Source organism: Pseudomonas sp. RHF3.3-3 (assembly GCF_048069595.1).
Lineage (GTDB): Bacteria > Pseudomonadota > Gammaproteobacteria > Pseudomonadales > Pseudomonadaceae > Aquipseudomonas > Aquipseudomonas fuscovaginae_B.
In genome coordinates, this window is sequence record NZ_CP182250.1 from 1,177,727 (window position 1) to 1,200,622 (window position 22,896).

25 protein-coding genes are annotated in these 22,896 nt (G+C 56.4%); 17 read left to right on the forward strand and 8 right to left on the reverse strand.

Features of this window, described 5'->3' with window-relative positions; translation table 11 throughout:
- The first annotated feature begins 593 nt into the window (after positions 1 to 593).
- From hisF to ACMGT0_RS05380, 14 genes are all read left to right on the forward strand, one after another.
- On the forward strand, positions 594 to 1,343 hold the full coding sequence (gene hisF / locus ACMGT0_RS05315; RefSeq protein WP_054059009.1) for an imidazole glycerol phosphate synthase subunit HisF: 750 nt from the start codon (positions 594 to 596) through the stop codon (positions 1,341 to 1,343).
- Positions 1,340 to 1,948: an imidazole glycerol phosphate synthase subunit HisH gene (hisH, locus tag ACMGT0_RS05320; protein ID WP_054059008.1), complete on the forward strand. Its 609-nt coding sequence runs from the start codon at positions 1,340 to 1,342 to the stop codon at positions 1,946 to 1,948. The genes hisF and hisH overlap by 4 nt, the downstream gene beginning before the upstream one ends.
- 7 nt (positions 1,949 to 1,955) lie before the next feature.
- Positions 1,956 to 3,173 (forward strand): N-acetyl sugar amidotransferase, encoded by a 1,218-nt coding sequence (locus ACMGT0_RS05325; RefSeq protein WP_054059007.1) that lies wholly within the window; start codon positions 1,956 to 1,958, stop codon positions 3,171 to 3,173.
- A gap of 25 nt (positions 3,174 to 3,198) precedes the next feature.
- Positions 3,199 to 4,176, forward strand: coding sequence for an NAD-dependent 4,6-dehydratase LegB (locus tag ACMGT0_RS05330; protein ID WP_416771740.1), 978 nt, complete (start codon positions 3,199 to 3,201; stop codon positions 4,174 to 4,176).
- A gap of 8 nt (positions 4,177 to 4,184) precedes the next feature.
- Positions 4,185 to 5,330 (forward strand): LegC family aminotransferase, encoded by a 1,146-nt coding sequence (locus ACMGT0_RS05335; RefSeq protein WP_054059005.1) that lies wholly within the window; start codon positions 4,185 to 4,187, stop codon positions 5,328 to 5,330.
- A 2-nt stretch (positions 5,331 to 5,332) separates the two neighbouring features.
- On the forward strand, positions 5,333 to 6,487 hold the full coding sequence (gene neuC / locus ACMGT0_RS05340; RefSeq protein WP_416771743.1) for a UDP-N-acetylglucosamine 2-epimerase: 1,155 nt from the start codon (positions 5,333 to 5,335) through the stop codon (positions 6,485 to 6,487).
- Positions 6,488 to 6,490: 3 nt separating this feature from the next.
- Positions 6,491 to 7,579 (forward strand): N-acetylneuraminate synthase, encoded by a 1,089-nt coding sequence (neuB, locus tag ACMGT0_RS05345; RefSeq protein ID WP_054059003.1) that lies wholly within the window; start codon positions 6,491 to 6,493, stop codon positions 7,577 to 7,579.
- The gene (locus tag ACMGT0_RS05350; RefSeq protein ID WP_416771745.1) at positions 7,576 to 8,235 is read left to right on the forward strand and encodes an acetyltransferase; all 660 of its coding nucleotides are present in this window, start codon (positions 7,576 to 7,578) and stop codon (positions 8,233 to 8,235) included. The genes neuB and ACMGT0_RS05350 overlap by 4 nt, the downstream gene beginning before the upstream one ends.
- Positions 8,236 to 8,244: 9 nt before the next feature.
- A complete protein-coding gene (locus tag ACMGT0_RS05355) occupies positions 8,245 to 9,300 on the forward strand; it encodes a nucleotidyltransferase family protein (RefSeq protein WP_054059001.1) in 1,056 nt (351 codons plus the stop codon).
- Positions 9,293 to 10,000 (forward strand): cytidylyltransferase domain-containing protein, encoded by a 708-nt coding sequence (locus ACMGT0_RS05360; protein ID WP_054059000.1) that lies wholly within the window; start codon positions 9,293 to 9,295, stop codon positions 9,998 to 10,000. Before ACMGT0_RS05355 ends, ACMGT0_RS05360 begins: the two co-directional genes overlap by 8 nt.
- Before the next feature lie 84 nt (positions 10,001 to 10,084).
- On the forward strand, positions 10,085 to 10,942 hold the full coding sequence (locus tag ACMGT0_RS05365; protein WP_054058999.1) for a dTDP-4-dehydrorhamnose reductase family protein: 858 nt from the start codon (positions 10,085 to 10,087) through the stop codon (positions 10,940 to 10,942).
- A gap of 18 nt (positions 10,943 to 10,960) precedes the next feature.
- Positions 10,961 to 11,971, forward strand: a complete 1,011-nt coding sequence (locus ACMGT0_RS05370; RefSeq protein ID WP_054058998.1) for a polysaccharide biosynthesis protein — start codon at positions 10,961 to 10,963, stop codon at positions 11,969 to 11,971.
- Positions 11,964 to 13,091, forward strand: coding sequence for a non-hydrolyzing UDP-N-acetylglucosamine 2-epimerase (gene wecB / locus ACMGT0_RS05375; RefSeq protein WP_054058997.1), 1,128 nt, complete (start codon positions 11,964 to 11,966; stop codon positions 13,089 to 13,091). The genes ACMGT0_RS05370 and wecB overlap by 8 nt, the downstream gene beginning before the upstream one ends.
- A gap of 7 nt (positions 13,092 to 13,098) precedes the next feature.
- The gene (locus tag ACMGT0_RS05380) at positions 13,099 to 14,061 is read left to right on the forward strand and encodes a UDP-glucose 4-epimerase family protein (protein ID WP_054058996.1); all 963 of its coding nucleotides are present in this window, start codon (positions 13,099 to 13,101) and stop codon (positions 14,059 to 14,061) included.
- 73 nt (positions 14,062 to 14,134) lie between these two features.
- Here ACMGT0_RS05380 and ACMGT0_RS05385 read toward each other — a convergent pair whose 3' ends face one another.
- The 3 genes from ACMGT0_RS05385 to ACMGT0_RS05395 all read right to left on the reverse strand — a co-directional run bounded on the left by ACMGT0_RS05385 (position 14,135) and on the right by ACMGT0_RS05395 (position 16,467).
- Positions 14,135 to 15,442, reverse strand: coding sequence for an NAD(P)/FAD-dependent oxidoreductase (locus ACMGT0_RS05385; protein WP_054058995.1), 1,308 nt, complete (start codon positions 15,440 to 15,442; stop codon positions 14,135 to 14,137).
- A 63-nt stretch (positions 15,443 to 15,505) separates the two neighbouring features.
- On the reverse strand, positions 15,506 to 15,679 hold the full coding sequence (locus tag ACMGT0_RS05390; protein ID WP_054058994.1) for a DUF3094 family protein: 174 nt from the start codon (positions 15,677 to 15,679) through the stop codon (positions 15,506 to 15,508).
- Between the two features lie 158 nt (positions 15,680 to 15,837).
- Entirely contained in the window at positions 15,838 to 16,467 is a 630-nt protein-coding gene (locus ACMGT0_RS05395; protein ID WP_054058993.1) for a DUF1780 domain-containing protein, read from the reverse strand.
- Positions 16,468 to 16,601: 134 nt separating this feature from the next.
- Between ACMGT0_RS05395 and ACMGT0_RS05400 the strand changes: the two genes are divergently transcribed.
- On the forward strand, positions 16,602 to 17,300 hold the full coding sequence (locus tag ACMGT0_RS05400; protein ID WP_054058992.1) for an energy-coupling factor ABC transporter permease: 699 nt from the start codon (positions 16,602 to 16,604) through the stop codon (positions 17,298 to 17,300).
- Between the two features lie 67 nt (positions 17,301 to 17,367).
- Complete coding sequence (locus ACMGT0_RS05405; RefSeq protein WP_416771750.1) at positions 17,368 to 17,583, forward strand: hypothetical protein; 216 nt, start codon at positions 17,368 to 17,370, stop codon at positions 17,581 to 17,583.
- 11 nt (positions 17,584 to 17,594) lie between these two features.
- On the opposite strand, the gene yacG is transcribed toward ACMGT0_RS05405, so the two are convergent.
- The 5 genes from yacG to pilB are packed head-to-tail and all read right to left on the reverse strand — an operon-like array spanning position 17,595 to position 22,212.
- Positions 17,595 to 17,798: a DNA gyrase inhibitor YacG gene (gene yacG / locus ACMGT0_RS05410; RefSeq protein ID WP_017905425.1), complete on the reverse strand. Its 204-nt coding sequence runs from the start codon at positions 17,796 to 17,798 to the stop codon at positions 17,595 to 17,597.
- Positions 17,795 to 18,418, reverse strand: a complete 624-nt coding sequence (gene coaE / locus ACMGT0_RS05415; RefSeq protein ID WP_054058990.1) for a dephospho-CoA kinase — start codon at positions 18,416 to 18,418, stop codon at positions 17,795 to 17,797. Before coaE ends, yacG begins: the two co-directional genes overlap by 4 nt.
- Entirely contained in the window at positions 18,415 to 19,287 is an 873-nt protein-coding gene (locus tag ACMGT0_RS05420; protein ID WP_416771753.1) for a prepilin peptidase, read from the reverse strand. The genes coaE and ACMGT0_RS05420 overlap by 4 nt, the downstream gene beginning before the upstream one ends.
- A gap of 3 nt (positions 19,288 to 19,290) precedes the next feature.
- Positions 19,291 to 20,508: a type II secretion system F family protein gene (locus ACMGT0_RS05425; protein WP_416771755.1), complete on the reverse strand. Its 1,218-nt coding sequence runs from the start codon at positions 20,506 to 20,508 to the stop codon at positions 19,291 to 19,293.
- 3 nt (positions 20,509 to 20,511) lie between these two features.
- The gene (pilB, locus tag ACMGT0_RS05430; protein WP_054058987.1) at positions 20,512 to 22,212 is read right to left on the reverse strand and encodes a type IV-A pilus assembly ATPase PilB; all 1,701 of its coding nucleotides are present in this window, start codon (positions 22,210 to 22,212) and stop codon (positions 20,512 to 20,514) included.
- Between the two features lie 224 nt (positions 22,213 to 22,436).
- On the opposite strand from pilB, the gene ACMGT0_RS05435 reads away from it, so the two are divergent.
- A complete protein-coding gene (locus tag ACMGT0_RS05435) occupies positions 22,437 to 22,835 on the forward strand; it encodes a pilin (protein ID WP_416771757.1) in 399 nt (132 codons plus the stop codon).
- The last annotated feature ends 61 nt before the right edge of the window (positions 22,836 to 22,896 follow it).

Genomic DNA, 22,896 nt, shown 5'->3' on the forward strand with positions numbered 1-22,896 from the left:
TAAGCGTTAAGTCGTTTTATGGCCCGCAACGCAATGTCATGCCCATATTTGGCTGGTGGCGGCCGACCTGCCAGCCGCTCCTGTTGTGCCAGGCTCTCATTTGTCTATGCACTGTGTTTAGGCGTCCTGCTCCTCTGGCGCCGAATGTGGATATTTATCGTGGACCAATAGCCTTGATTTTTGTTCGGGAAATATCGTCCAAGTCCACGATTATCTGAAAGCCATCCTCGGCAATAGCAGGCATAATGCGTATCTGTGAGCTGTTCAGCATGTCTGGATAGGTCGTTTTCCTGAAGGGTATGCAGCGCGATGCAAGAAAGGCTGATGGTCCGGAGGTGTCCGCGATCCCGCGCCGAGGCGGTAGAGCGTGCATGCTGACGGGCTTCAGCAGCAGCCGGCGATGGTCTCTCCCGGATCTAGGTGGTAGGTGCGTCAGCTCGCTGGATGGGGGATGTTTTCCCACGCATCATGGGGTGTGAAACGACGATTTTCATGATAGCCGGATTTCGCTAAAATTTAGAAAATAATATTTGAAGTGTGTGTCTTTTGATTTTCAATAATATTTATTTTCGGTTTTTTTTGATGGATGAGATATGAGAATAATTGCAAAGCTGGATGTCAAGCCGCCTCAGGTTGTAAAGCCGGTGCACTTTGAAGGGCTGCGCAAAATCGGAGATCCTGGCGACCTGGCTTTCAAGTACTATGAGCAAGGCGCAGACGAAATATTCTATATTGATATAGTTTCTAGTCTTTATCGGCGAGAAATACTCTTTGATTTCGTATCCGAAACGGCAAAGCGGATTCTAGTGCCTTTTGCGGTTGGTGGTGGGGTGCGTAGTGTCGAGGACTTTTCGAAGCTTTTTCACCATGGTGCCGACAAGGTCGCAATTAATACCGGGGCCCACGAATCTCCATCGATAATCGATGCAGCTGCAAGGGTTTTCGGTGGGCAGTCGGTTGTGGTCAATATTGAGGCCAAACGCCTGACGGAAAAAGGCTGGGATTGTTATACCGACTGTGGACGTATCCCGTCTGGGCGAGACGTCATCGATTGGGCCAAGGAGGCCGAGTCACGTGGGGCAGGCGAAATCCTCCTGCAATCGGTTGATTGCGACGGCCGGCAGCGTGGTTTTGATATCGATTTGATCAAGGCCGTCGTGGATGCTGTAAACATTCCGGTGGTCGCGGCCAGCGGTGCCGGAACTCTTGAAGACATATTGAAAGTGGCGACGGTGGCTAAGCCGAGCGGGATTGCGCTGGCTTCGATGCTCCACTATGGGAAAACCACTATCAGCGATATCAAAAAATTCTTGAGTGAGCGTGGTGTGGAGGTGGCTGTATGAGTCAGCAGATTGGAGTGGTTGACTACGGTGCAGCAGGTAACGTGTTCAGCATTTCCAGAGCGCTTGAGTACGCCGGTGCCAAGATAAAGGTGGTGAAGCGTCCTCAGGATATCTTGGGAGTGGATAAGCTGGTCATGCCTGGGGTTGGCAGCTTTGTAGATGGGATGCGGGAATTGAATGCTTCCGGTATGTCTGAAGCTGTTCTTGAGTATGCAGCTACCAAGCGACCTCTATTGGGTATATGTCTGGGGATGCAGGTGCTGAGCAAGGTAGGTTTCGAATACGGTGAAACTGCGGGGCTTGGACTTATTCTTGGCGAGGTCAGGCCGGTACAGTGCAAGGGTGTTGTGCCTCATATGGGCTTCAATACGTTGTCACTTGTTAAAGAGTCTCCTCTGTTGAAGGGGGTGAGTGCTACTGATTTGTTTTATTTCATGCACTCTTACGAGATGCAGAACTATACGGATATCATTGCGCTGACTTCCTATGCGGAGCATCAGATTGTCTCTGCAGTTCAGCATGATAGTATTTTTGGTTTGCAGTTTCACCCGGAAAAGAGTCGTCAAGCCGGTATCCGTATTTTTGAAAACTTCTTAGCACTGTGAGCCTGGAATGAATAATCAAGAGTCGTTTGGACGCTACGGTCTTCCGTTAGACATCCAGTTCTGTAAGAAATGTGCGATGAATAACCAGCGGCCGTCGTCGACCGTTGAGTTCAAGAATAAGCCTGGTGAGATCAAGAAGGCGATTTTTTTTGATGAGCACGGCGTTTGTGATGCCTGCAATTTTGCTGAGAAAAAGAAGCAGATTGATTGGGTAGAGCGCGAGAGAGAGCTGCGCGAACTTTGCGATCGCTATCGCCGCAATGACGGTCGCTACGATGTGGTGGTGCCTGGTAGTGGTGGGAAGGATAGTGTGATGGCGGCGCATATCCTAAAGTTCAAATATAACATGAACCCGATCCTGGTAACGTGGCCGCCTGCCATTTACACTGATATTGGTCGTCGTAATTTTGATGCCTGGATCAATGCTGGGTTTGCAAACTATACTTATAATCAGAATAAGAAAGTTCACCGGACATTGACTCGGTTGGCCTTTGAGAAGCTTTGCCATCCTTTTCAGCCTTTCATTCTGGGGCAGAAGAACCTGGCTCCCAAGATGTCTGTCCTGCTTGACATTCCGCTAGTTATTTTTGGGGAAAACGAGGCGGAGTACGGAAATGCAATTGTAGATAATGACAAGCCTACGCGCGATCCAAAATATTATACTGCGGAAAATCAACTGAGTGATCTTTATCTTGGCGGTGTAAGTGCCAAGCAGCTGATGGAGGAGCATAAGTTCACCATGGCTGATCTCGAGGCGTATTTGCCTGTGGATCCATACAAGATCCAATCTGTCGGAACCCAGGTTCATTATCTTGGGTACTATGTGAAGTGGCATCCGCAAGAGACATATTATTTCTCTGTTGAGAACTCGGACTTCATGCCGAATGATTTCAGGACTGAAGGTAGCTTCAGTAAGTACAGCTCTCTGGATGATATGATCGATTGGCTTCATTATTACACGACTTATACGAAGTTTGGTATTGGTCGTGCGACATACGATGCGGCGCAAGAGATTCGTAATGGTGATATTACGCGGGAAGAGGGTATCTCTCTGATCAAGCGCTTTGATGGGGAGTTTCCAGAGATTTTTCAGAAACAGTGCCTTGAGTATATGGGGATTACTGAGGAGCGTTTTGCTGAGGTTATTGAGGAATTCAGAACACCTCACCTTTGGGAAAATACTGCTTCTGGCTGGGTGCTGAAAAAGCCTATCTGGAAAGCTTGAATAATTTTGAAGCGGAGGGTTTGTTGTGAAAGCTTTGATTACAGGTGCTGATGGTTTTATTGGTTCTCATCTAACTGAGCTTCTTGTGCGTGAGGGGTATGAGGTTAAGGCGCTCTCCCAATATAATTCCTTCAATTATTGGGGGTGGTTGGAGGATATCGAGTGCCTGTCGAGTGTTGAGGTGCTTAATGGTGATGTGCGTGATCCGCACTATTGCAAGCATATTACCAAAGGTGTCGATCTGGTTTTCAATCTGGCGGCACTGATTGCTATCCCGTATTCCTATGTTGCCCCTGATAGCTATGTTGATACAAATATCAAGGGTACTCTGAATATCTGTCAGGCGGCCTTGGAAAATGGCGTAAAGCGGATAATTCACACGTCGACCAGCGAAGTTTATGGCACGGCAAGGTATGTGCCGATTGACGAGAAGCATCCGTTGCAGGCGCAATCGCCTTATAGCGCTTCAAAGATAGGTGCGGATGCGATGGCCATGAGTTTCTACAACGCTTTCGATTTGCCCCTTACTATCGCCAGGCCATTTAATACCTATGGCCCCCGTCAGTCGGCGAGGGCGGTAATTCCAACGATTATCACCCAAATTGCCAGTGGCAAGAAGCAGATCAAGTTAGGCGATACGACTCCGACTCGCGACTTCAACTATGTCGCTGATACCTGTCGTGGTTTTCTGGAGCTGGCTTGCTGTGCTGAGGCAATAGGCGAAACCGTGAATATTGGCTCAAATTACGAAATCTCGGTCGGGGATACCTTGAATCTCATTCGTGAGCTGATGGAGAGCGATGTCGAGTTTATTTCGGATGAGCAGCGTTTTCGCCCTGGGAAGTCGGAGGTGTTTCGTCTGTGGTGCGATAACACAAAAATTCGTGCACTTACCGGTTTTCAGCCACAATATGATATCCGTCAGGGGCTGCAAAAAACCATCGATTGGCTGACTCTCCCTGAAAACTTGGCGAAATACAAAGCTGACATCTACAACGTCTGAGGCTCTTTATGTTCGACTCATTAATTAAGTTTGTACGGAGTCAGTACCGCACGAATGATTTTATTCCACTTCATGCGCCTGTCTTTCAGGGGCCGGAGCGTGACTATGTAGTGGAAACTATCGAGTCGACGTTTGTTTCAAGCGTAGGGGCTTTCGTCGATCGTTTTGAGCGTGATATGGCCTCTTATACCGGCAGTCCGCGAGCCGTTGCTACTGTCAATGGGACTGCGGCACTGCACGCTGCATTGCTGCTTGCCGGCGTAAAGCCCGGCGAATTGGTCGTGACTCAGTCCTTGACCTTCGTGGCAACTTGCAATGCCATAGCATACTGTGGCGCCGAGCCGGTTTTTGTTGATGTTGATCGAAACACGCTGGGGCTTTCACCCAAAGCCCTGGAGGCGTGGTTGGAGGAGAACGCTGAACTCGGCATCGACGGTGTTTGCCTGCTCCGTAGCACAGGCCAGACGATAAGGGCTTGTTTACCGATGCATACCTTCGGTCACCCAGTTGCACTTGATGAACTCGTCGAGCTCTGTGCCCGATGGGGGTTGGTATTGGTCGAAGATGCGGCCGAGTCTCTGGGCAGCCTGTACAAAGGACGACATACAGGTTGCTTTGGCCGTTTGGGTACCTTGAGCTTCAACGGTAACAAGATTATCACCACTGGTGGGGGGGGGATGATTCTTGCCGATGAAGAGGTCGGGGCGCTTGCCAAGCACCTGACCACTACAGCAAAAAAACCTCATCCCTACGAGTATATGCATGACCAACTTGGCTATAACTACAGGTTGCCTAATCTCAATGCGGCTCTTGGTTGTGCTCAGTTGGAGCAACTAGAGGGCTTCATCAAGTCCAAGCGTGAGCTTGCTTCTCGTTATGCGCAAGAACTGGAAGGCAGTGATCTGCAGTTTTTCAGCGAACCCGAGGGTTGTCGCTCCAATTACTGGTTAAACGCCGTTATTTGTGAAAATCGTGAGCAGCGTGATGCATTGCTCAAGGCAACCAATGACAACGGCGTAATGACCAGACCAATCTGGAAGTTGATGAACCATCTTCCTCTCTATGCGCGTTGCCGGCATGGTGATTTGACTAACGCCGAGTGGTTGGCAGACCGTATCGTGAATCTGCCCAGCAGTGTTGTCCTGGAGAGTTGATAGTGAAGCGAAAAGTTGCGGTTTTCACTGGCTCGAGGGCGGAGTACGGGCTGCTTTACTGGTTGATGAAGGATATCCAGTCGAGCTTGTGCCTTCAATTGCAGGTCATTGTAAGTGGCATGCATCTTTCTCCCGAATTCGGAGATACCTGGACGCAACTTGAAGCGGATGGTTTTAATATTGATGCGAAAGTCGAGATGCTGCTCTCCTCGGATACTCCGGTGGGAGTGGTAAAATCGATGGGGGTAGGTACCTTGGGGTTTGCCGACGCCTTGGCTCGCCTGTGTCCTGACATGCTGGTGGTGCTAGGTGATCGCTTTGAGGTATTGGCGGTTGTTCAGGCTGCTCTGATCCTGGGGATTCCGATTGCCCACCTGCATGGCGGCGAGATCACCGAGGGAGCCTATGATGATGCAATTCGACATGCTGTCACCAAGATGTCCAACCTTCATTTTGTAGCGGCTGAACCCTATCGGCGCCGTGTTATCCAGATGGGCGAATCTCCTGATCGTGTCTTCAACGTAGGTGCTGTGGGGAATGATCACCTTCGCCGTAGTCCTAAGATGAGCCTGGATAGCTTGCGGGACAGCCTTGGCTTTGCACTCCAGGCACCCTATATGGTGGTAACCTATCATCCTGTGACACTTCTGGATGAAGATCCTCAGGAAAGCTTCAATGCTCTGCTTGAGGCGCTGGACAAGTTTCCAGAACAACAGATTATTCTTACTTATCCAAATGCGGATAATGGTGGTCGGTCTATCATTCCTCTGCTCGAGGCTTATGCACAGCGGCAGCCGAAGCGTGTACTGGCAATAAGCTCGCTTGGGTTCAGGCGCTACCTTAGTGCGATCTCTACAGCCTCTGCCGTTGTTGGGAACTCATCTAGTGGGATTATTGAAGTTCCGTCATTTGGTATTCCAACTGTCAATATCGGCGTGCGTCAGAAGGGGCGTCTGGCTGCAGACTCTGTTATCCATTGCAAACCGGATAGTGAGTCGATTGAAAAGGCTATTAGCAAGGCGCTATCTACCGATTTTTCAAATTCCTGCAAGGAAATAACCAATCCCTATGGGCAGGGTAGTGCTGCTGAAAAAATTGTGAAGGCTCTGGAAGGTTATGACGGAGCGCTAAATAAAACATTCCATGATCTGAGCTGAGCCATGAAGCAGTCTGATAGAGATTCAGTGTATATTATCGCCGAGGCAGGTGTAAATCATAACGGTGATCGGGAGCTGGCTTTCGCTCTTGTCGATGCTGCGGCAGCTGCAGGGGCCGATGCCGTGAAATTTCAGACATTCAATGCCTCCCGTCTTGCTTCAAAAAATGTTTCCAAGGCGGCTTACCAAAAAAAAAGTACTGATGAGTTCGAGAGTCAGCAGGCTATGCTCAAGAAGCTGGAGCTGCCTTATGACTGGCATATTGAGCTGCAGTGCCACGCTCGGCAAAGGGGGATCGAATTTCTATCCACTGCGTTTGATAGCGATAGTCTAGACTTTCTTTGCAATCTGGAACTGCCGTTGTTCAAGGTACCCTCGGGTGAGTTGACCAACGCACCTCTACTGTGGAAGTTTGCGCGAACTGGCAAGAAATTGATTCTATCCACTGGCATGGCAACGCTTGCAGAAGTCGAGCAGGCGCTCGCCATCGTGGCGCATGCACTGGCACATGAAGAGGAGCCAGCATGCATGGATGATGTCTGGCGCTGCTGGGGGCGGACCGAGTCGCGCCAGAGTCTGTTGGGACATGTGGTGTTGCTGCACTGTACTTCCCAATACCCGACTCCTTGGGATGAGGTGAATCTCAGGGCCATGGATACTCTCTCGTCTGCCTTTGGTCTTGATGTCGGCTATTCCGATCACACCGAAGGTGCATTGATCTCGCTTGCGGCGGTTGCCCGTGGAGCCCGGGTCATTGAAAAACATTTCACCTTGGACCGTTCGTTGCCTGGCCCCGATCATTCGTCCTCGCTTGAACCTGATGAGCTCAAGACGATGGTGGCCGATATCCGAGCCTTGCAAAAAGCACTGGGAGACGGAATGAAGGCACCTCAGGCCAGCGAGTGGGATACTCGCAACGCTGCTCGTCAGCAAGTTGTCGCAGCTTGCGATATTGCCGAAGGTACGATTCTTGAGCGCCACCAACTGACAACTGCGCGGAGTGGGAAAGGCTTGCCGCCCGCTTCCCTGTGGGGCTTGGTTGGTTCCCCTTCCAAGCGAGCCTACAGGGCCGGCGAGAACATCGAACTGTGAACACGTACAAGCCGCTGGTACTGCTGGGAGCGGGTGGGCACGCGAAAGTGCTATTGTCACTGATCCAGGCGCTGGGCCTGGAGCTACTTGGTGTCTGTGATCCGGCCCTGTCCCGTCAGGGGGGGGCTCTTTGGCGGGGAGTCAAGGTGTTGGGTGGAGACGATGCCCTCGGTGTTATAGATCCTCTATCCGTGGGGCTGGTGAATGGCGTCGGACAAGTTGTGGGTAGTACTGGGCGGCGCTCGATTTTCATAGGGCTGAAGGAGAAGGGCTTTTACTTCCCTCCCCTGGTTCACCCAGCCGCTTGGGTCGACAGCACTGCGGTTTTGCACGAGGGTGTGCAAGTCATGGCTGGCGCGGTCATCCAGGCCGATGTGTCCATTGGCGCGAATTCGATCGTCAATACCAGATCTTCCATAGACCACGACTGTTGCTTGGGCGCGGATGTCCATGTTGCCCCAGGTGCCACTCTCTGTGGCGGTGTTCAGGTCGGCGATCAAGCGTTCATTGCCAGCGGTGCAACCGTCATTCAGGGACTGGTGGTCGGAGAGGGCGCTGTTGTCGGAGCGGGGTCTGTTTTGGTCCGTAATCTTTTGGCTCGACAGGTTTTGTTAGGTCCCGCGGCGCGAGAAAAAATCGCTTCGCGTGACGAGTAGGAGTTTTTTATGCTGCAGTGGGAATCAGTACTCATAGGTCCGGAAACTTCTCTGGAAGAGGCGGTGGCGACACTTGATCGCGTTGCTTTGCGCATAGTTCTGGTCGTAGATGCTGAGCGTCGCCTGCTGGGAACCTTGACTGATGGGGATGTGCGGCGCAGCTTGCTCAAGCACCTGCCGTTGGACGTCAAGGTGACGGAAGTTATGTGTACTTCGCCGCAAACGGTCGAACGAGGCTGGAGCAAGGAGCGTATCCTGTCGGTCATGGAGAAGCACCAGTTGCTGCAGTTGCCGGTGATTGACGTGCAGGGTCGTGTAGTAGGGCTTGAAACTCTCCATGGACTCATACACAAGAAACGGCATGATAACCCGGTGTTCCTGATGGCCGGGGGGTTTGGCTCCCGTCTGCGCCCCTTGACCCAAAACTGCCCCAAACCATTGCTGAAAGTTGGTGACAAGCCAATTCTCGAGTTAATACTCGAAAGCTTCATAAATGCCGGGTTTCATCGGTTTTTTGTTTCTACGCACTACATGCCGGAATTGATTCGAGAGTACTTTGGTGACGGCAGTCGCTGGGGTGTGAGCATTCGTTATGTTCATGAGGATAAACCGCTGGGTACCGGAGGTGCATTGGGGTTGCTACCTCATTCTGAAATTGATCTGCCGATGTTCATGATGAATGGAGATCTGCTCACTACCCTTAATTTTCAGAACCTGCTGGAGTTTTATCAGACGCACCCTGGTGTAGCGACCATGTGCGTACGTGAGTATGAGCACTGCGTTCCTTATGGCGTGATCCAGAGCGATGGGCATCGGATTCGCTCCATGGTGGAGAAACCAATCCATCGTTTCTTTATTAATGCCGGAATTTATCTGCTCTCGCCCGATCTAGTGAAAAGTGTAACGCCTGGAACCCATATCGATATGCCGACCTTGCTCGGTCAGCAGATTGCGAACGGTCAGGATGTGAACATGTTCCCAATACATGAATACTGGCTGGACATAGGTCGGGTGGAAGATTTTCAGCGTGCTCAGACTGATGTGTTGGGGCTCTTCAATGGGTGATATTGGTCACAACCTGGATATTCTTGCCATTGTCCCTGCGCGAGGGGGAAGCAAGCGGCTACCCGGAAAGAACCTTTTGAATCTGAAGGGAAAGCCGCTGATTCGCTGGACACTTGAGGCGGCTCTTGACAGTCAGGTCATTGATATGTTGGTTGTCAGCAGCGATGATGAAGCGATACTCGCCGAGGGGAGGCTACTTGGCCTTCGCACTGTTCGACGTCCGGCCTACCTGGCTAGTGATACAGCAAAGACTTCTGATGTGTTGATTCATGCGCTGAACTCCCTGGCGCAAGAGGGAATCAACCCTGCGCGCTTGATGCTGCTACAGCCAACTTCACCATTGCGTGGCGCGCAGGAAATCCGCGAAGCAGTGCAACATATGGATGATACAGGCGCTTCGAGCGTGATCAGCGTGTGTCCATGTGAGCATTCTCCGCTATGGAGCAACACATTGGGGGCAGAGGGCAGTATGGATGCTTTTTTGCGCCCGGAACTGCTGAATCAGCGTAGCCAGGATCTGCCGGCCTACTACCGTTTGAATGGTGCGATCTATCTGGCAAGAACGGACAGGTTTCTGGCGGAGCAGGGTTTTTTCATGCCGAATAGCCAGTCATATCTCATGACGCCTGAAAAGTCTCTGGATGTAGATAACTATTTTGATTTCAAACAGTGCGAGTTTTTTATCGAATTCCTGAAGTAGTGATATCTAATTTTATGTTGGCGTCGACTCTATTTTTATTTGAGTCGATATTTTCTGTTCGTGGAATTATTATAGAGAGTCGGCATGAGAGTTTTAGTGCTTGGCATAACGGGTATGTTGGGTGGCGCCGTGTTCAGGGCATTCAACTCCGATCTTGAGCATGAGACCTGGGGGACGCTACGCAACTCCACGGGATTGAAATATTTTCCCGACGTGACTCAGGATAAGCTGGTTTGTGGTGTAGATGCACTTGACCAGGACGCGCTGACTGCAGCATTCGTTCAGGTAAGGCCGGATGTTGTGATCAACTGCGTTGGATTGATCAAGCAGTTGGCCTATGCCAACGATCCACTGACAGCACTACCTATCAATGCGATGCTGCCCCACCGGCTTGCACGGCTCTGCGCCTTGAGCGGAACTCGTCTCATCCATATCAGTACGGATTGCGTTTTTTCGGGCCGTAAAGGTAGCTACCGGGAAAGCGACCCGTCGGATGCCGAAGATCTTTACGGTAAGTCCAAATACATTGGTGAACTGCATGACGTTCAAGGTGCGGTCACCCTGCGGACTTCGATCATTGGGCACGAGTTGAGTTCCAACTATTCCCTGGTCGACTGGTTCCTGGCTCAAGAGGGCAGCGTGCCAGGATTCTCACGGGCCGTTTTCTCTGGCTTGCCCACTGCCGAGCTGGCACGGGTCATCAAAGATTTCGTTCTGCCACATCCGGAGCTCAATGGCCTGTATCATGTCTCTGCAGAGCCTATAACCAAACTGGATCTCCTGTCTCTCATCGCTCGCCAGTATGGTAAATCTATTGAGATCCTCCCGGATGCTACCTTGGTGATTGATCGCTCGCTCGACAGCGAACGTTTTACCCGAGCTACTGGATATAAAGCCCCAACCTGGCCCCAGCTCATCGAGCTGATGCACGCCACTCGCTAACGAATTCGGAAGGTTTACATGTTCGACGACAAGGTATTGATGATCACCGGTGGTACCGGTTCATTCGGTCATACGGTTCTCAAGCGTTTTCTCAATACCGCAGTGCGCGAGATTCGCATCTTCAGCCGGGACGAAAAGAAGCAGGAGGACATGCGTATCGCCTTGGCCAATGACAAGGTCAAGTTCTACATCGGCGATGTCCGCGATTACAACAGTCTCGCCCAGGCGATGGTCGGAGTGGACTACATTTTCCACGCCGCGGCCCTCAAGCAGGTTCCGTCCTGCGAGTTCTACCCGATGGAGGCCGTGCGCACCAACGTGCTGGGGACCGAGAATGTCCTGAATGCAGCCGTCGCCAGCGGTGTGCAGCGAGTCGTCGTGCTGAGCACCGACAAGGCGGTCTACCCGATCAACGCCATGGGGATTTCCAAGGCGATGGCCGAGAAGCTGATGGTGGCCAAGTCCCGGATGATCCCGGCCAACGGGCCGATCATCTGCGCCACTCGTTACGGCAACGTCATGGCTTCGCGTGGTTCGGTGATCCCGCTGTTCGTCGACCAACTCCGTTCGGGCGAGGTGCTGACAGTCACCGACCCCGAGATGACCCGTTTCCTCATGTCGCTCGAAGACTCGGTGGACCTGGTCCTGCATGCTTTCGAGCACGGTCAGCAAGGTGATCTGTTCGTCCAGAAGGCACCTGCGTCTACCGTCGGTGACCTGGCTGAAGCGCTGAAGCAGCTGTTTGGCAAGGCCAATGAGGTCAAGGTGATCGGTACCCGTCATGGCGAGAAACTCTACGAGTCGCTGGTTTCCCGCGAGGAAATGGCCAAGGCCGAAGACATGGGGCGTTACTATCGGATCCCGGCGGATAATCGCGACTTGAACTACAAGAAGTACTTCGTAGAGGGCGAGCAGCGCATTTCCGAACTGGATGATTACACCTCGCACAATACGGATCGCCTGGATGTCGCGGGTATCAAGCAGTTGTTGTTGAAACTCGACTACATCAAGGAGCAACTCGATGCTTAAGGTCATGACGCTGGTCGGTACGCGTCCCGAGCTGATCAAGATGAGCCGGGTCATCGCCGAGCTGGATCGCCAGGTCAGCCACGTGCTGGTGCATTCCGGGCAGAACTACGACTACGAACTCAACCAGGTCTTTTTCGATGACCTGGAGATTCGCAAGCCGGATCATTTCCTGGGGGCAGCGGGCGACACGGCGGCCAAGACCATTGCCGAGGTCATCGCCAAGTCCGATGAAATCTTCGAACTGGAGAAACCGGATGCCCTGCTGTTGTACGGTGACACCAATACCTGCCTGGCCGTAATTGCCGCCAAGCGCCGAAAGATTCCGGTGTTCCACATGGAGGCAGGCAATCGCTGTTTCGACCAGCGCGTGCCCGAAGAGTTGAACCGCAAGGTGCTGGATCACCTCAGCGACATCAACATGGTGCTGACCGAGCATGCCCGCCGTTATCTGATCGCCGAAGGTATCCGCCCGGAAACGATCATCAAGACCGGCTCGCACATGCACGAAGTCCTCGACTACTACATGCCGCGGATCGAGCAATCCGATGTGCTGCAGCGCAGTGGGCTGGAGCAGGACAAGTTCTTCATTGTCAGCACCCATCGCGAGGAGAACGTCGACACTCCGGACAACCTGCGCGATCTGCTGGATACCCTGCGTGCCCTGGCGGACCAGTACGGTTTCCCACTGATCGTCTCGACGCACCCGCGTACGCGCAAGCGTCTGGAAGCCCTGGGCGAGTCGCTTGACCACCCATTGATCCGCTTCGTCAAACCTTTCGGTTTGCTGGACTACATCAAGTTGCAGATGTCGGCATTCTGTGTGCTCTCCGACAGTGGCACGATCACCGAAGAGGCGTCGTTGCTGAACCTGCCGGCGGTGACATTGCGCAATGCCCATGAGCGCCCCGAAGGGATGGATGAAGGCACGCTGGTCATGAGTGGTCTGAAACGGGATTCGGTGCTGGATGCCGTGCGTGTGGTCACCTCTCAGCATTCCCGGGACGAACGTCGGGTTCCGCTGGTGCCTGACTATCAGGGCGGGCCGGTTTCCCTGCAGGTGGTGCGAGTGGTCTTGAGCTACACCGATTACATCAATCGTACGGTCTGGAATAAAGCCTGAACACGCCATGACACGAATCCTTTTGACGGGCGCCAGCGGTTTCGTGGGCGCTGCGGTTCAGGCGCGTCTCCTGAATGACGAGGGCTTTGCATTGCACTCTGCCTACCGGCAACTGCCGCAGCGGCCGCTATCGGGGCTGGAGGCTTTCCAGGTAGGGGACTTGGCTCCCGATACCGATTGGCAGGCCGCCCTGGATGGGGTCGAGATTGTCATCCATTGTGCCGCGCGCGTGCATGTCATGACCGAGCTTGAGGCGGACCCTCTTGCCGCCTTCCGGCGAGCGAACGTGGAGGGCACCTTACGTCTGGCGGAGCAATCGGCGAGTGCTGGCGTTCGGCGCTTCATCTACCTGAGTTCGATCAAGGTCAACGGTGAGGGGACGTTACCAGGACGCCCCTATACGGCGAATGACGAGCCTGCGCCACAGGATCCTTATGGCGTTTCCAAATGGGAGGCGGAGCAGGCACTGCAAGCGCTGGCGCTACGCACCGGTATGGAGGTGGTGATCATTCGGCCGGTACTGGTCTATGGGCCGGGGGTAAAAGCCAACTTTCGCAGCATGATGGGCTGGTTGAGCAAGGGCGTTCCTCTGCCGTTCGGGGCTATTACCAACAAGCGCAGTCTGGTAGCCCTGGATAACCTCGTTGATCTGATCGTGACCTGTATTCGGCATCCGGCTGCCGCCGACCAGATCTTTCTGGTGAGTGACGATGAAGACTTGTCCACCAGCCAGTTGCTAAGACGCATGGCGCAGGCGTTGGGTCGTCCGGCGCGGCTCCTGCCGGTTCCGATGGGGCTGTTGACTGGTGTCGCCGGCGTGTTGGGCAGAACGGCCTTATCCCAGCGTCTCTGTGGATCGCTGGCGGTTGATATCGAGAAGACCAGGAAGCTGCTTGGATGGCAGCCGCCGCTGTCCGTGGATGCCGCATTGGCAAGAACGGCGAAGGATTTCCTGGCGTCTCGAGGTTAGTCGCTGGCGAGCTTCGAATGCTCGTTGATCAATACCATGGCGCCCCTACGAAGCCGTAGGGGCGCACACTTCATCAGTGCAGCTTCAACCGCGGATCGGTCCCGCGTCCGATTCGGCTGCCGAGCATCAGCATCAGCGTGCGGAAGGTGCCATACAGCGCCATCTGGTGCATGCGGTACAGCGACACATAGAACATCCGCGCCAGCCAGCCTTCCAGCATCACGCTACCGGTCAGGTTGCCCATCAGGTTGCCTACGGCCGAGAAGCGCGACAGCGAAATCAGCGAGCCATAGTCGGTGTAGCGATACTCCGGAAGCGCTCCGACCTTGCCCTCGACCCGTTGTTTCAATGACTTGGCCAGCAGCGATGCCTGCTGGTGGGCCGCTTGCGCGCGCGGCGGTACATTGCGGTCGCTGCCAGGCTGTGGGCAGGCCGCGCAGTCGCCAAAGGCGAAGATGTTCTCGTCACGGGTGGTCTGCAGGGTCGGCAGGACCTGGAGCTGGTTGATCCGGTTGGTCTCCAGCCCGTCGATCTCCTTGAGGAAGCCGGGCGCGCGGATACCGGCCGCCCAGACTTTCAGGCTGGCCGGAATCACCTGGCCATCGGCGGTGATCAGGCTTTCGTTGGTCACCTCGCTGACCGCCGCGTTGGTCATGACCCGTACCCCGAGTTTCTCCAGGGTCTTGTGCACCGGCCCGCTGATCCGCTCCGGCAGGGCCGGCAACACCCGTGGACCGGCTTCGATCAAGGTGATATGCATGTTTTCCGGCTTGATCCGGTCCAGGCCATAGGCCGCCAGTTCATGGGCGGCGTTGTGCAGTTCGGCGGCCAGCTCGACGCCGGTGGCGCCGGCACCGACGATGGCGACGCTGATCATCTGCTCCGGTGCGTCGTTCTGCCCGGCATGGGCGCGCAGGTAGTGGTTGAGCAATTGCTGGTGGAAGCGCTCGGCCTGCTTGCGGGTGTCGAGGAACAGGCAGTGCTGCGCCGCGCCCTGGGTGCCGAAGTCGTTGGTGGTGCTGCCGACGGCGATCACCAGGGTGTCATAGGCCAGCTCGCGGGCCGGCAGCAGTTCCACGCCGTTTTCGTCGTAGGTCGCCGCCAGCTGGATCTTTTTCCCGGTGCGATCGAGCCCGCTCATGCGGCCCAGCTGGAACTCGAAGTGGTTCCATTTCGCCTGGGCGACATAGTTGAGTTCGTCTTCCGAAGAGTTCAGGGAGCCGGCGGCCACTTCGTGCAGCAGGGGCTTCCAGATGTGGGTCAGGTTCGCGTCGACCAGCACGATGCTGGCCGTGCCGCGTTTACCCAGAGTCTTACCCAGGCGGGTCGCCAACTCCAGGCCGCCGGCGCCGCCGCCAACGATCACGATACGATGGGTCATGGGGATATCTCGCAAGGCTAAAGGAAATCTGTGCTTGCGTTATCCGGGCGAGCGCGAGGCAGCTCATAGCGCCAGATAACTCAGGAGGCGGCTCAACAGGCCCAGGCCGATCACCGCGACGAGCACCACCACCAGGAGCATCCACGGCCGAAAGGGCCGGCGCTCGACCTGATGTTGGGAAAGTTGCAGGTACTCTTCGACATGCTTCTGGTCTTCCGGGTTCAGGCGGCTGCTCATAAAAGAAGGTCTCCTCAGGTAGACGTTACCGAGTGTGTAAACGCTACAGGGGTAATCCCGCAGCGTTTACCTGAGCATAGCCACCTGCTGGGCAGGTTCGTCGTATTGGCTGAATGATAACGCTTTGTATCATTCAGGCGGGCAATTTCGTCACAAACCTACAGGCTGATACCCACATCGAAGACGATGCTGCGCCCCAGGTTGCCACGCAGGAAGTCGGGCGCATCCGGGTGGGCGAACAGCACCCGGGCGAAGGTCGGTCCCACCAGTGACAGCGAGCGCCAGCCCTGGCGCAGGTATTCGGTGGGCGGGGGGAAGTGGCTGTTGAGGTCGAGGACCTCGCGCTTCAGGCTGGCGAAGGCGATGATGTCCAGCTCGCTGAGGTCCAGGCCGCGCTCCTTGTAGTTGTGGGATTTCTTGCGCAGGGTCGGTGCCAGGCGCAACAGCAGCTCGGAGGCGGGGATACGCCGCGGCTTTGCCTCGCGGCGCACCAGCTGGCTCAGGGAGAAGGCGCTGCGGCGGCGTTGCAGCTCCTCGCGCCATTCGTCATTGAGGCGACGGCCTTCGTCGAGAACGAAGAACACCTCGAAGCGGGCATCGCGAAACAGCACATCCGGCGGCTCCTGGCCGGCGGGATGGAAGTCCTCGTTACGGTAGGGCACGTTCAGCCCCTGCAGCAGGCGCTGGCAGACCCAACGCTCACGCTCCCATTTGCGGGCATTGGAAAGAAACGTGTTGGCTTGCTCGGCCTGGATGGTCAGCAAGCGTAAGAAATCCGAGTCATCCATGGCCCAAGCTTAGCGTTGAAATCGTGACAGCAGGAAGTGCTCTGCGGACTTTCTCCGGGCTCCCGTCATTTCGCCCGGTGTAGACTGTGGGAACCAGGTAGACAAGGAGTGGCGGGTATGACGCAGAGGTGCTTGTGATCGGCGCGCAATTGCTGGCGCCCGGGAGCCTGGTCATCGGCTGGCTGATCTACGTGCCGGTGGTGCTGTGGGCGATCTGGCGTTCGCCCTGGGTTGAACTGTTCACCGACAGCCGTCGCCAGCATCTGCTGTTCGGCACCGTATTTGCCCTGTTCCTGCTCTGGCTGTTGCGCCGCGATTTCGACAGTGGCGTGTCCTATCACTTCATCGGCCTGACCGCGGTCACGCTGCTGCTCGACTGGCCCCTGGCGATCGTCGGCGCGCTGGTGGCGCAGCTCGGGCTGGTGCTGCTGGGGCGCCAGGATCTGGCGGCGCTGGGCGTCAACGGCAGCTTGCTGATCGTACTGCCGGTGCTGGTCACCGAAGTCTGCGCGATCGTGGTGGAACGCGCGCAACCACGAAATCCCTTCGTCTACATCTTCTGCTCGGGGTTCTTCGCCGCGGCTCTGGCGGCCTTGCTGTGCCTGCTGTCGAGCCTGGCCCTGCTATGGTTCGACGAGCGTTTCGCGATGCCGGAGTGGCTGGAGGATTTCATCGGCTACCTCTGGCTGATCATCTTTCCCGAGGCCTTTATCAACGGCATGGTGGTCAGTGCATTGGTGGTGTTCTGCCCGGAGTGGCTGGAGACCTTCAACCGCACGCGCTATCTGTCGGCGCCGTGGAAGGACAACGAGCCGCCCGGAAACTCCCGTTGATCTGCATCAAATGACCCGCTTCGCCAGGCGCTCATGCTGGGAAAAACACCCGGGGAGGGGCGCAGTGATGAGTGTGTACGAATGGGCGCGTCAGGAAGTGCGGGCCAGTCTGGATGCGGCACAGGCGGCAGGCTTAGAGCCGGGGTTGGGGCTGCGCGCCCTGCTCAGTGCGGTGGTGCAGCAGAGCAAGGCGGTGCGCAGTGCCGAGGATCTGGCCGACGAGCTGCAGTTTCTCGCCGAAAACCTCGATGACGATCAGGATTATGGCTTCATGCGGCCCTGATCCCGTTGCGATCAGTGAGTGCGCGGCGACAGTTCTTCGGAGAACAGCTCGTCCTCGGCATCCGGGGCGACCGGGATCTTGTGCTCTTCGGCCGCCCAGGCGCCCAGGTCGATCAGCTTGCAGCGGTCTGAGCAGAACGGCCGGTTGGTATTGGTCGCCTTCCATTCCACGGGGGCTCCGCAGGTTGGGCATTCGACGGTCAGGGGCTGGCTCATGTTCGGCCTCCTTGTAAGGTCAGGTAGAAGTTGTGCAGGCGCTCGACTTCGCTGTGCAGCCAGGCGAGGTCGCGGTCGTTGACCAGGACATCATCGGCGTATTTCAGGCGCTCCTCGCGGCTGGCCTGGGCCTTGAGAATGGCCTGAACCTGCTCCTCGCTGGTCTGGTCGCGCAGCAGGGTGCGCTCGACCTGCAGCGCTTGCGGCGCATCGATCACCAGCACGCGCTGGGTGGTGGCGTATTGGCCAGACTCGATCAGCAGCGGTGAGACCAGGATCGCGTAGGGAGACTGTGCCTTGGCCAGGTGGCTGGCGATCTCCGCGGCAATCAGCGGATGCAGCAGCGCTTCGAGCCAGCGCCGCTGTTCGGCGTCCGCGAAAATCAGCCGGCGCAGGGCGCTCCGGTCCAGCTGGCCGTCGGCCTGCAGCACGCCGGGGCCGAAGTGCTCGGCGATCTTCAGCAGCGCCGGACGCCCCGGCTCCACCACCCAGCGGGCGGCGTGGTCGGCATCCACGGCGTGGATGCCCAGGTCTATGAAGTGCTGGGCGGCGGCGCTCTTGCCGCTGCCGATGCCGCCGGTCAGGCCGAGGATCCAGGGTTTTGTCGCGGGTGTGGTCATTGGAAGCCGGCAAAGTGCAGATAGGAAGTGGTTATTTGACCACCCCAGAGCAATGCAATCCAGCCGGCAATCGCCAGATAGGGGCCAAAGGGGATTGGCGTCGAGGTCTGGGCGTTGCGCAGGCGCAACAGCATCAGCCCCAGTACCGCGCCCACCAGCGATGACAGCAGGATCGTCAGCGGCAGGATCTGCCAGCCGCCCCAGGCCCCGAGCATCGCCAGCAGCTTGAAGTCACCATGACCCATGCCTTCCTTGCCGGTCAGCAGCTTGAATAGCCAATACACCGACCACAGGCTCAGGTAGCCGGCGACCGCGCCCCAGAGCGCGTCGCCCAAGGACGTGAACATCGCGAAGTGGTTGGCGATCAGCCCCATCCAGAGCAGGGGCAATACCAACACATCGGGCAGTATCTGGTGGTCGGCGTCGATCAGGCTCATGGCCAGCAGGCCCCAGGTCAGCACCAGCAGCAAGCCGGCAGGCCAGCCGAAGCCGAAATGCCAGGCGATGAACGCCGACAGCAGGCCACAGACCAGTTCGGTCAGAGGGTAGCGCTTGCTGATCGGCGCCTTGCAGTTGGAGCATTTGCCGCGCAGCAGGGCATAGCTCAGCAGGGGCAGGTTTTCCCAGGCGCGGATGCGATGGCGGCAGTGTGGGCAGTGGGAGTGGGGCAGCAGCAGATTGTAGGTCGTGCCGGGCTTGGCCTGCGGCAGGCCCAGTACATCATGGGCCTGGGCGCGCCAGTCGCGCTCGAGCATTTTCGGCAGGCGCCAGACGACGACGTTGATGAAACTGCCGACGATCAGGCCGAGGATGAGTGCGCAAAAAACAAAGGCCAGCGGGTGGCTGGCCAGGAAATCGGGTAGGGGCATCGTTTAGACCACTTGGCCAAGCTTGAAGATGGGCAGGTACATGGCGATCACCAGGCCCCCGACAATGACGCCGAGCACGGCCATGATCAACGGCTCCATCAGGCTGGTGAGGCTGTCGACGCTGTTGTCGACTTCGGTTTCGTAGTAGCTCGCGACCTTGTCGAGCATGTCGTCGAGGGCGCCGGACTCTTCGCCGATGGCTGTCATCTGCAGCGCCATGCTGGGGAAAACCCCCGTGGTGCGCATGGAGAAGTTCAGTTGCATGCCGGTGGAAACATCCTGCTTGACGCGGTTGACGGCATTTCTGAACACCACGTTGCCGGTCGCGCCCGAGACCGAGTCCAGGGCTTCGACCAGCGGCACGCCGGCGGCGAAGGTGGTTGACAGGGTACGGGCAAAGCGGGCCACGGCCGATTTGTAGATGATCGGCCCGACGATCGGGATTTTCAGCAGCGTGCGGTCCATCCAGTTGCGAAAGCGCTCGGACGTCTTGTGCGCGCGTATCAGTGCATAGATGCCGCCGCCCAGACCGAGGATCACCACCCACCACCAGTCCTGCAGGATCTGTGAAAGACCGATCACCATCAGCGTGAACGCCGGCAGTTCCGCGCCGAAGCCGGCAAAGATCGCCTGGAACTGTGGCACCACCTTGATCAGCAGGATCCCGGAGACAACGATCGCCACCAGAATGACCGCGATCGGGTAGTTCATGGCCTTCCTGATCTTGGCCTTGAGCGCCTCGGTCTTTTCCTTGTAGGTCGCTACCCGTGAAAGCAGGCTTTCCAGGGCGCCAGCCTGTTCGCCTGCATCGACGAGGTTGCAGTAAAGGTCATCGAAATATTCCGGTTTCTTGCGCAGGGAGGTCGCGAAGCTGTTGCCTGCGGCGACTTCCTGCTTGATGTCGTCCACCAGCTTGCGCATGTTCGGGTTTTCGAAGCCTTCGGCGATGATGTCGAAGGACTGCAGCAACGGCACGCCGGCTTTCATCATGGTGGCCATCTGGCGGGTGAACAGGGCGATATCCAGCGGCTTGATGCGTTTGCCCTTGCTGAACAGCGACGAGCCTTTCTTGCGAACCCGGCCCGGGTTGATCCCCTGCTTGCGCAACTGCGCCTTGACCAGCGCCGGGTTGTGGCCGGTAAGTTCGCCGGAGACCTTGGTACCTTTCTTGTCGGTGCCTTCCCAGGCGTAGGTGCTTATTTTTACCGCTTTCGTCGCCATGAATCAGTCCTTGGTGACCCGGTTGACTTCTTCCAGGCTGGTCAGCCCCTGCATGGCCTTGCGCAGGCCCGAGGTCCGCAGGTCGTTGAAGCCTTCCTTGCGCATCTGTTCGGCGATCTCGATCGAGTTGCCTTCGGCCATGATCAGTCGTTGCAGGTCGGGGGTGTTCTTCACCACCTCGTAGATACCCACGCGCCCCTTGTAGCCGCCATTGCACTGGTCGCAGCCCACAGGTTCATAGACCTTGAACCTGCCGATCTGATCCGCAGGGAAACCTTCCTTAAGGAGTGTTTCCTGGGGAATATCGATTTCCCTCTTGCAGTGCGGGCACAGTTTGCGTGCCAGGCGCTGGGCGATGATCAGGCTGACCGAGGTGGCGATGTTGAACCCGGGGATACCCATGTTCTGCAGGCGGGTCAGGGTTTCCGCGGCGCTGTTGGTGTGCAGGGTCGACAGCACCATGTGGCCGGTCTGGGCCGCCTTGATCGCGATTTCGGCGGTTTCCAGGTCGCGGATCTCGCCGACCATGATCACGTCCGGATCCTGGCGCAGGAACGAGCGCAGGGCCTGGGCGAAGTCCAGGCCCTGTTTCGGGTTGACGTTGACCTGGTTGATGCCTTCCATGTTGATCTCCACCGGGTCTTCGGCAGTGGAAATGTTGATATCCACGGTGTTGAGGATATTCAGGCCAGTATAGAGCGAGACGGTCTTGCCCGAGCCGGTGGGGCCGGTGACCAGGATCATGCCCTGCGGTTGCTTGAGGGCCGTCATGTACAGGTCTTTCTGATCCGGTTCGTAGCCCAGGGCATCGATGCCCATCTGGGCGCTGGACGGATCGAGGATCCGCATGACGATCTTCTCGCCCCACAGGGTCGGCAGGGTGTTGACCCGGAAATCGATGGCCTTGGTCTTGGAGATGCGCATCTTGATCCGGCCGTCCTGGGGTTTGCGACGCTCGGAGATATCCAGGTTGGCCATGACCTTCAGGCGCGCGGCGATTCGCCCGGCCAGGTGAATCGGCGGCCGGGCGACTTCCCGGAGCATGCCATCGGTGCGCAGGCGCACGCGGTAGACCTTTTCGTAGGGTTCGAAGTGCAGGTCCGAAGAGCCACCCTTGATCGCATCCAGCAACATCTTGTTGACGAAGCGCACCACCGGGGCGTCATCGGCATCCTGGCCGGCGATCGGGTCGTTCTTCTTGTCATCGATCGACTCGATGTCCAGGCCATCGAGGTCGACATCGGCCATGTCTTCGAGACCGGTGGCGCCGCTGTCGAAAAACTTGTCGATGGCGTCGGTGAGCTTGTCGTCCTCCACCAGGATCGCCTCGGTATTGAGGCCGGTGCTGAACTGGATATCGGTGATCGCCTGGTGGTTGCTCGGGTCGGAGATGCCGACGAACAGCTTGTTGCCGCGCCGCCATAGCGGCAGGACATGGTGCTGGCGGATCAGCTTCTCGCTGACCAGGCCCTTGGGCTGGCTTTCCTTGTCGAGGCCGTTCAGGTCGAGCAGGGCGACGCCGAAGTGCTCGGAGGCAATCTCCGCGACCTCGCGGCTTTTCACCAGCTTGTTCTGCACCAGGTAGCTGACCAGGGACATCCGATTGCGTTGGGCTTGCTGATACGCCTGCTGAGCGTTCTTGTCGGTAATCAGCTCGGCCGCCACCAATTGCTTGGCCAGGCCGGAGAGGGCGATATCGTTCATGTAGGTACCAGACACGGACATTGCGAGTTTTATAGCGTAGTCGGGCGGTGGTGCCAAATCGGGGATGGGGAGGTGACAAAAAATGTCAGGTTTTGTTGTTCTGAAGCAGTCTTTGCAAGTGGTAAGGGTTCAACCACTGGCGTGCGGCAGTCTCATAAGGGATGGCACGGCGCGTGCTTTGACGTACACGAGCCATACGGCCTTTTCACGTTTGGAGACGAAATATGAATGCTCAAAAGGGTTTCACCTTGATCGAACTGATGATCGTTGTGGCGATCATCGGTATTCTGGCGGCGATTGCGTTGCCGGCGTATAACAGCTACACGCAGAAGGCCCGTTTTGCCGAAGTGAATACTATGGCTGACGCCTATAAGACGGCCGTGGCGGTCTGCATTAATGATCTAGGTACCAAAACCAACTGTACGGCAGGCTCCAATGGTATCCCTGCCATTCCTGCTGCCACTCCTAACTTCTTGTCTGGTTCTGTGACTGACGGCACAATCAGTTTGACGGGGACTCAAGCTGCGGGTGGCTGGACAACTATCCTCGCACCTACTCTCAACGCTGGTAATATCACTTGGGCTCAGACTGGTACCTGTGCCGCGGCTAACACCTGTAAATGATATTGAATACCTACGTGGGGCCTAATAATCCAACGTAGTGAAATGAAACTGGTACTCCCGT

Bases quoted from the DNA above. Each gene is read 5' to 3' on its own strand.
- pilB (WP_054058987.1), bottom strand. From the start codon at position 22,212: ATGAACGATATCGCCCTCTCCGGCCTGGCCAAGCAATTGGTGGCGGCC.
- hisF (WP_054059009.1), top strand. From the start codon at position 594: ATGAGAATAATTGCAAAGCTGGATGTCAAGCCGCCTCAGGTTGTAAAG.
- ACMGT0_RS05420 (WP_416771753.1), bottom strand. From the start codon at position 19,287: ATGCCCCTACCCGATTTCCTGGCCAGCCACCCGCTGGCCTTTGTTTTT.
- ACMGT0_RS05325 (WP_054059007.1), top strand. From the start codon at position 1,956: ATGAATAATCAAGAGTCGTTTGGACGCTACGGTCTTCCGTTAGACATC.
- ACMGT0_RS05335 (WP_054059005.1), top strand. From the start codon at position 4,185: ATGTTCGACTCATTAATTAAGTTTGTACGGAGTCAGTACCGCACGAAT.
- ACMGT0_RS05380 (WP_054058996.1), top strand. From the start codon at position 13,099: ATGACACGAATCCTTTTGACGGGCGCCAGCGGTTTCGTGGGCGCTGCG.
- ACMGT0_RS05355 (WP_054059001.1), top strand. From the start codon at position 8,245: ATGCTGCAGTGGGAATCAGTACTCATAGGTCCGGAAACTTCTCTGGAA.
- ACMGT0_RS05360 (WP_054059000.1), top strand. From the start codon at position 9,293: ATGGGTGATATTGGTCACAACCTGGATATTCTTGCCATTGTCCCTGCG.
- ACMGT0_RS05365 (WP_054058999.1), top strand. From the start codon at position 10,085: ATGAGAGTTTTAGTGCTTGGCATAACGGGTATGTTGGGTGGCGCCGTG.
- coaE (WP_054058990.1), bottom strand. From the start codon at position 18,418: ATGACCACACCCGCGACAAAACCCTGGATCCTCGGCCTGACCGGCGGC.
- ACMGT0_RS05385 (WP_054058995.1), bottom strand. From the start codon at position 15,442: ATGACCCATCGTATCGTGATCGTTGGCGGCGGCGCCGGCGGCCTGGAG.
- neuB (WP_054059003.1), top strand. From the start codon at position 6,491: ATGAAGCAGTCTGATAGAGATTCAGTGTATATTATCGCCGAGGCAGGT.
- ACMGT0_RS05405 (WP_416771750.1), top strand. From the start codon at position 17,368: ATGAGTGTGTACGAATGGGCGCGTCAGGAAGTGCGGGCCAGTCTGGAT.
- wecB (WP_054058997.1), top strand. From the start codon at position 11,964: ATGCTTAAGGTCATGACGCTGGTCGGTACGCGTCCCGAGCTGATCAAG.
- ACMGT0_RS05425 (WP_416771755.1), bottom strand. From the start codon at position 20,508: ATGGCGACGAAAGCGGTAAAAATAAGCACCTACGCCTGGGAAGGCACC.
- ACMGT0_RS05390 (WP_054058994.1), bottom strand. From the start codon at position 15,679: ATGAGCAGCCGCCTGAACCCGGAAGACCAGAAGCATGTCGAAGAGTAC.
- ACMGT0_RS05395 (WP_054058993.1), bottom strand. From the start codon at position 16,467: ATGGATGACTCGGATTTCTTACGCTTGCTGACCATCCAGGCCGAGCAA.
- yacG (WP_017905425.1), bottom strand. From the start codon at position 17,798: ATGAGCCAGCCCCTGACCGTCGAATGCCCAACCTGCGGAGCCCCCGTG.
- ACMGT0_RS05370 (WP_054058998.1), top strand. From the start codon at position 10,961: ATGTTCGACGACAAGGTATTGATGATCACCGGTGGTACCGGTTCATTC.
- hisH (WP_054059008.1), top strand. From the start codon at position 1,340: ATGAGTCAGCAGATTGGAGTGGTTGACTACGGTGCAGCAGGTAACGTG.
- ACMGT0_RS05435 (WP_416771757.1), top strand. From the start codon at position 22,437: ATGAATGCTCAAAAGGGTTTCACCTTGATCGAACTGATGATCGTTGTG.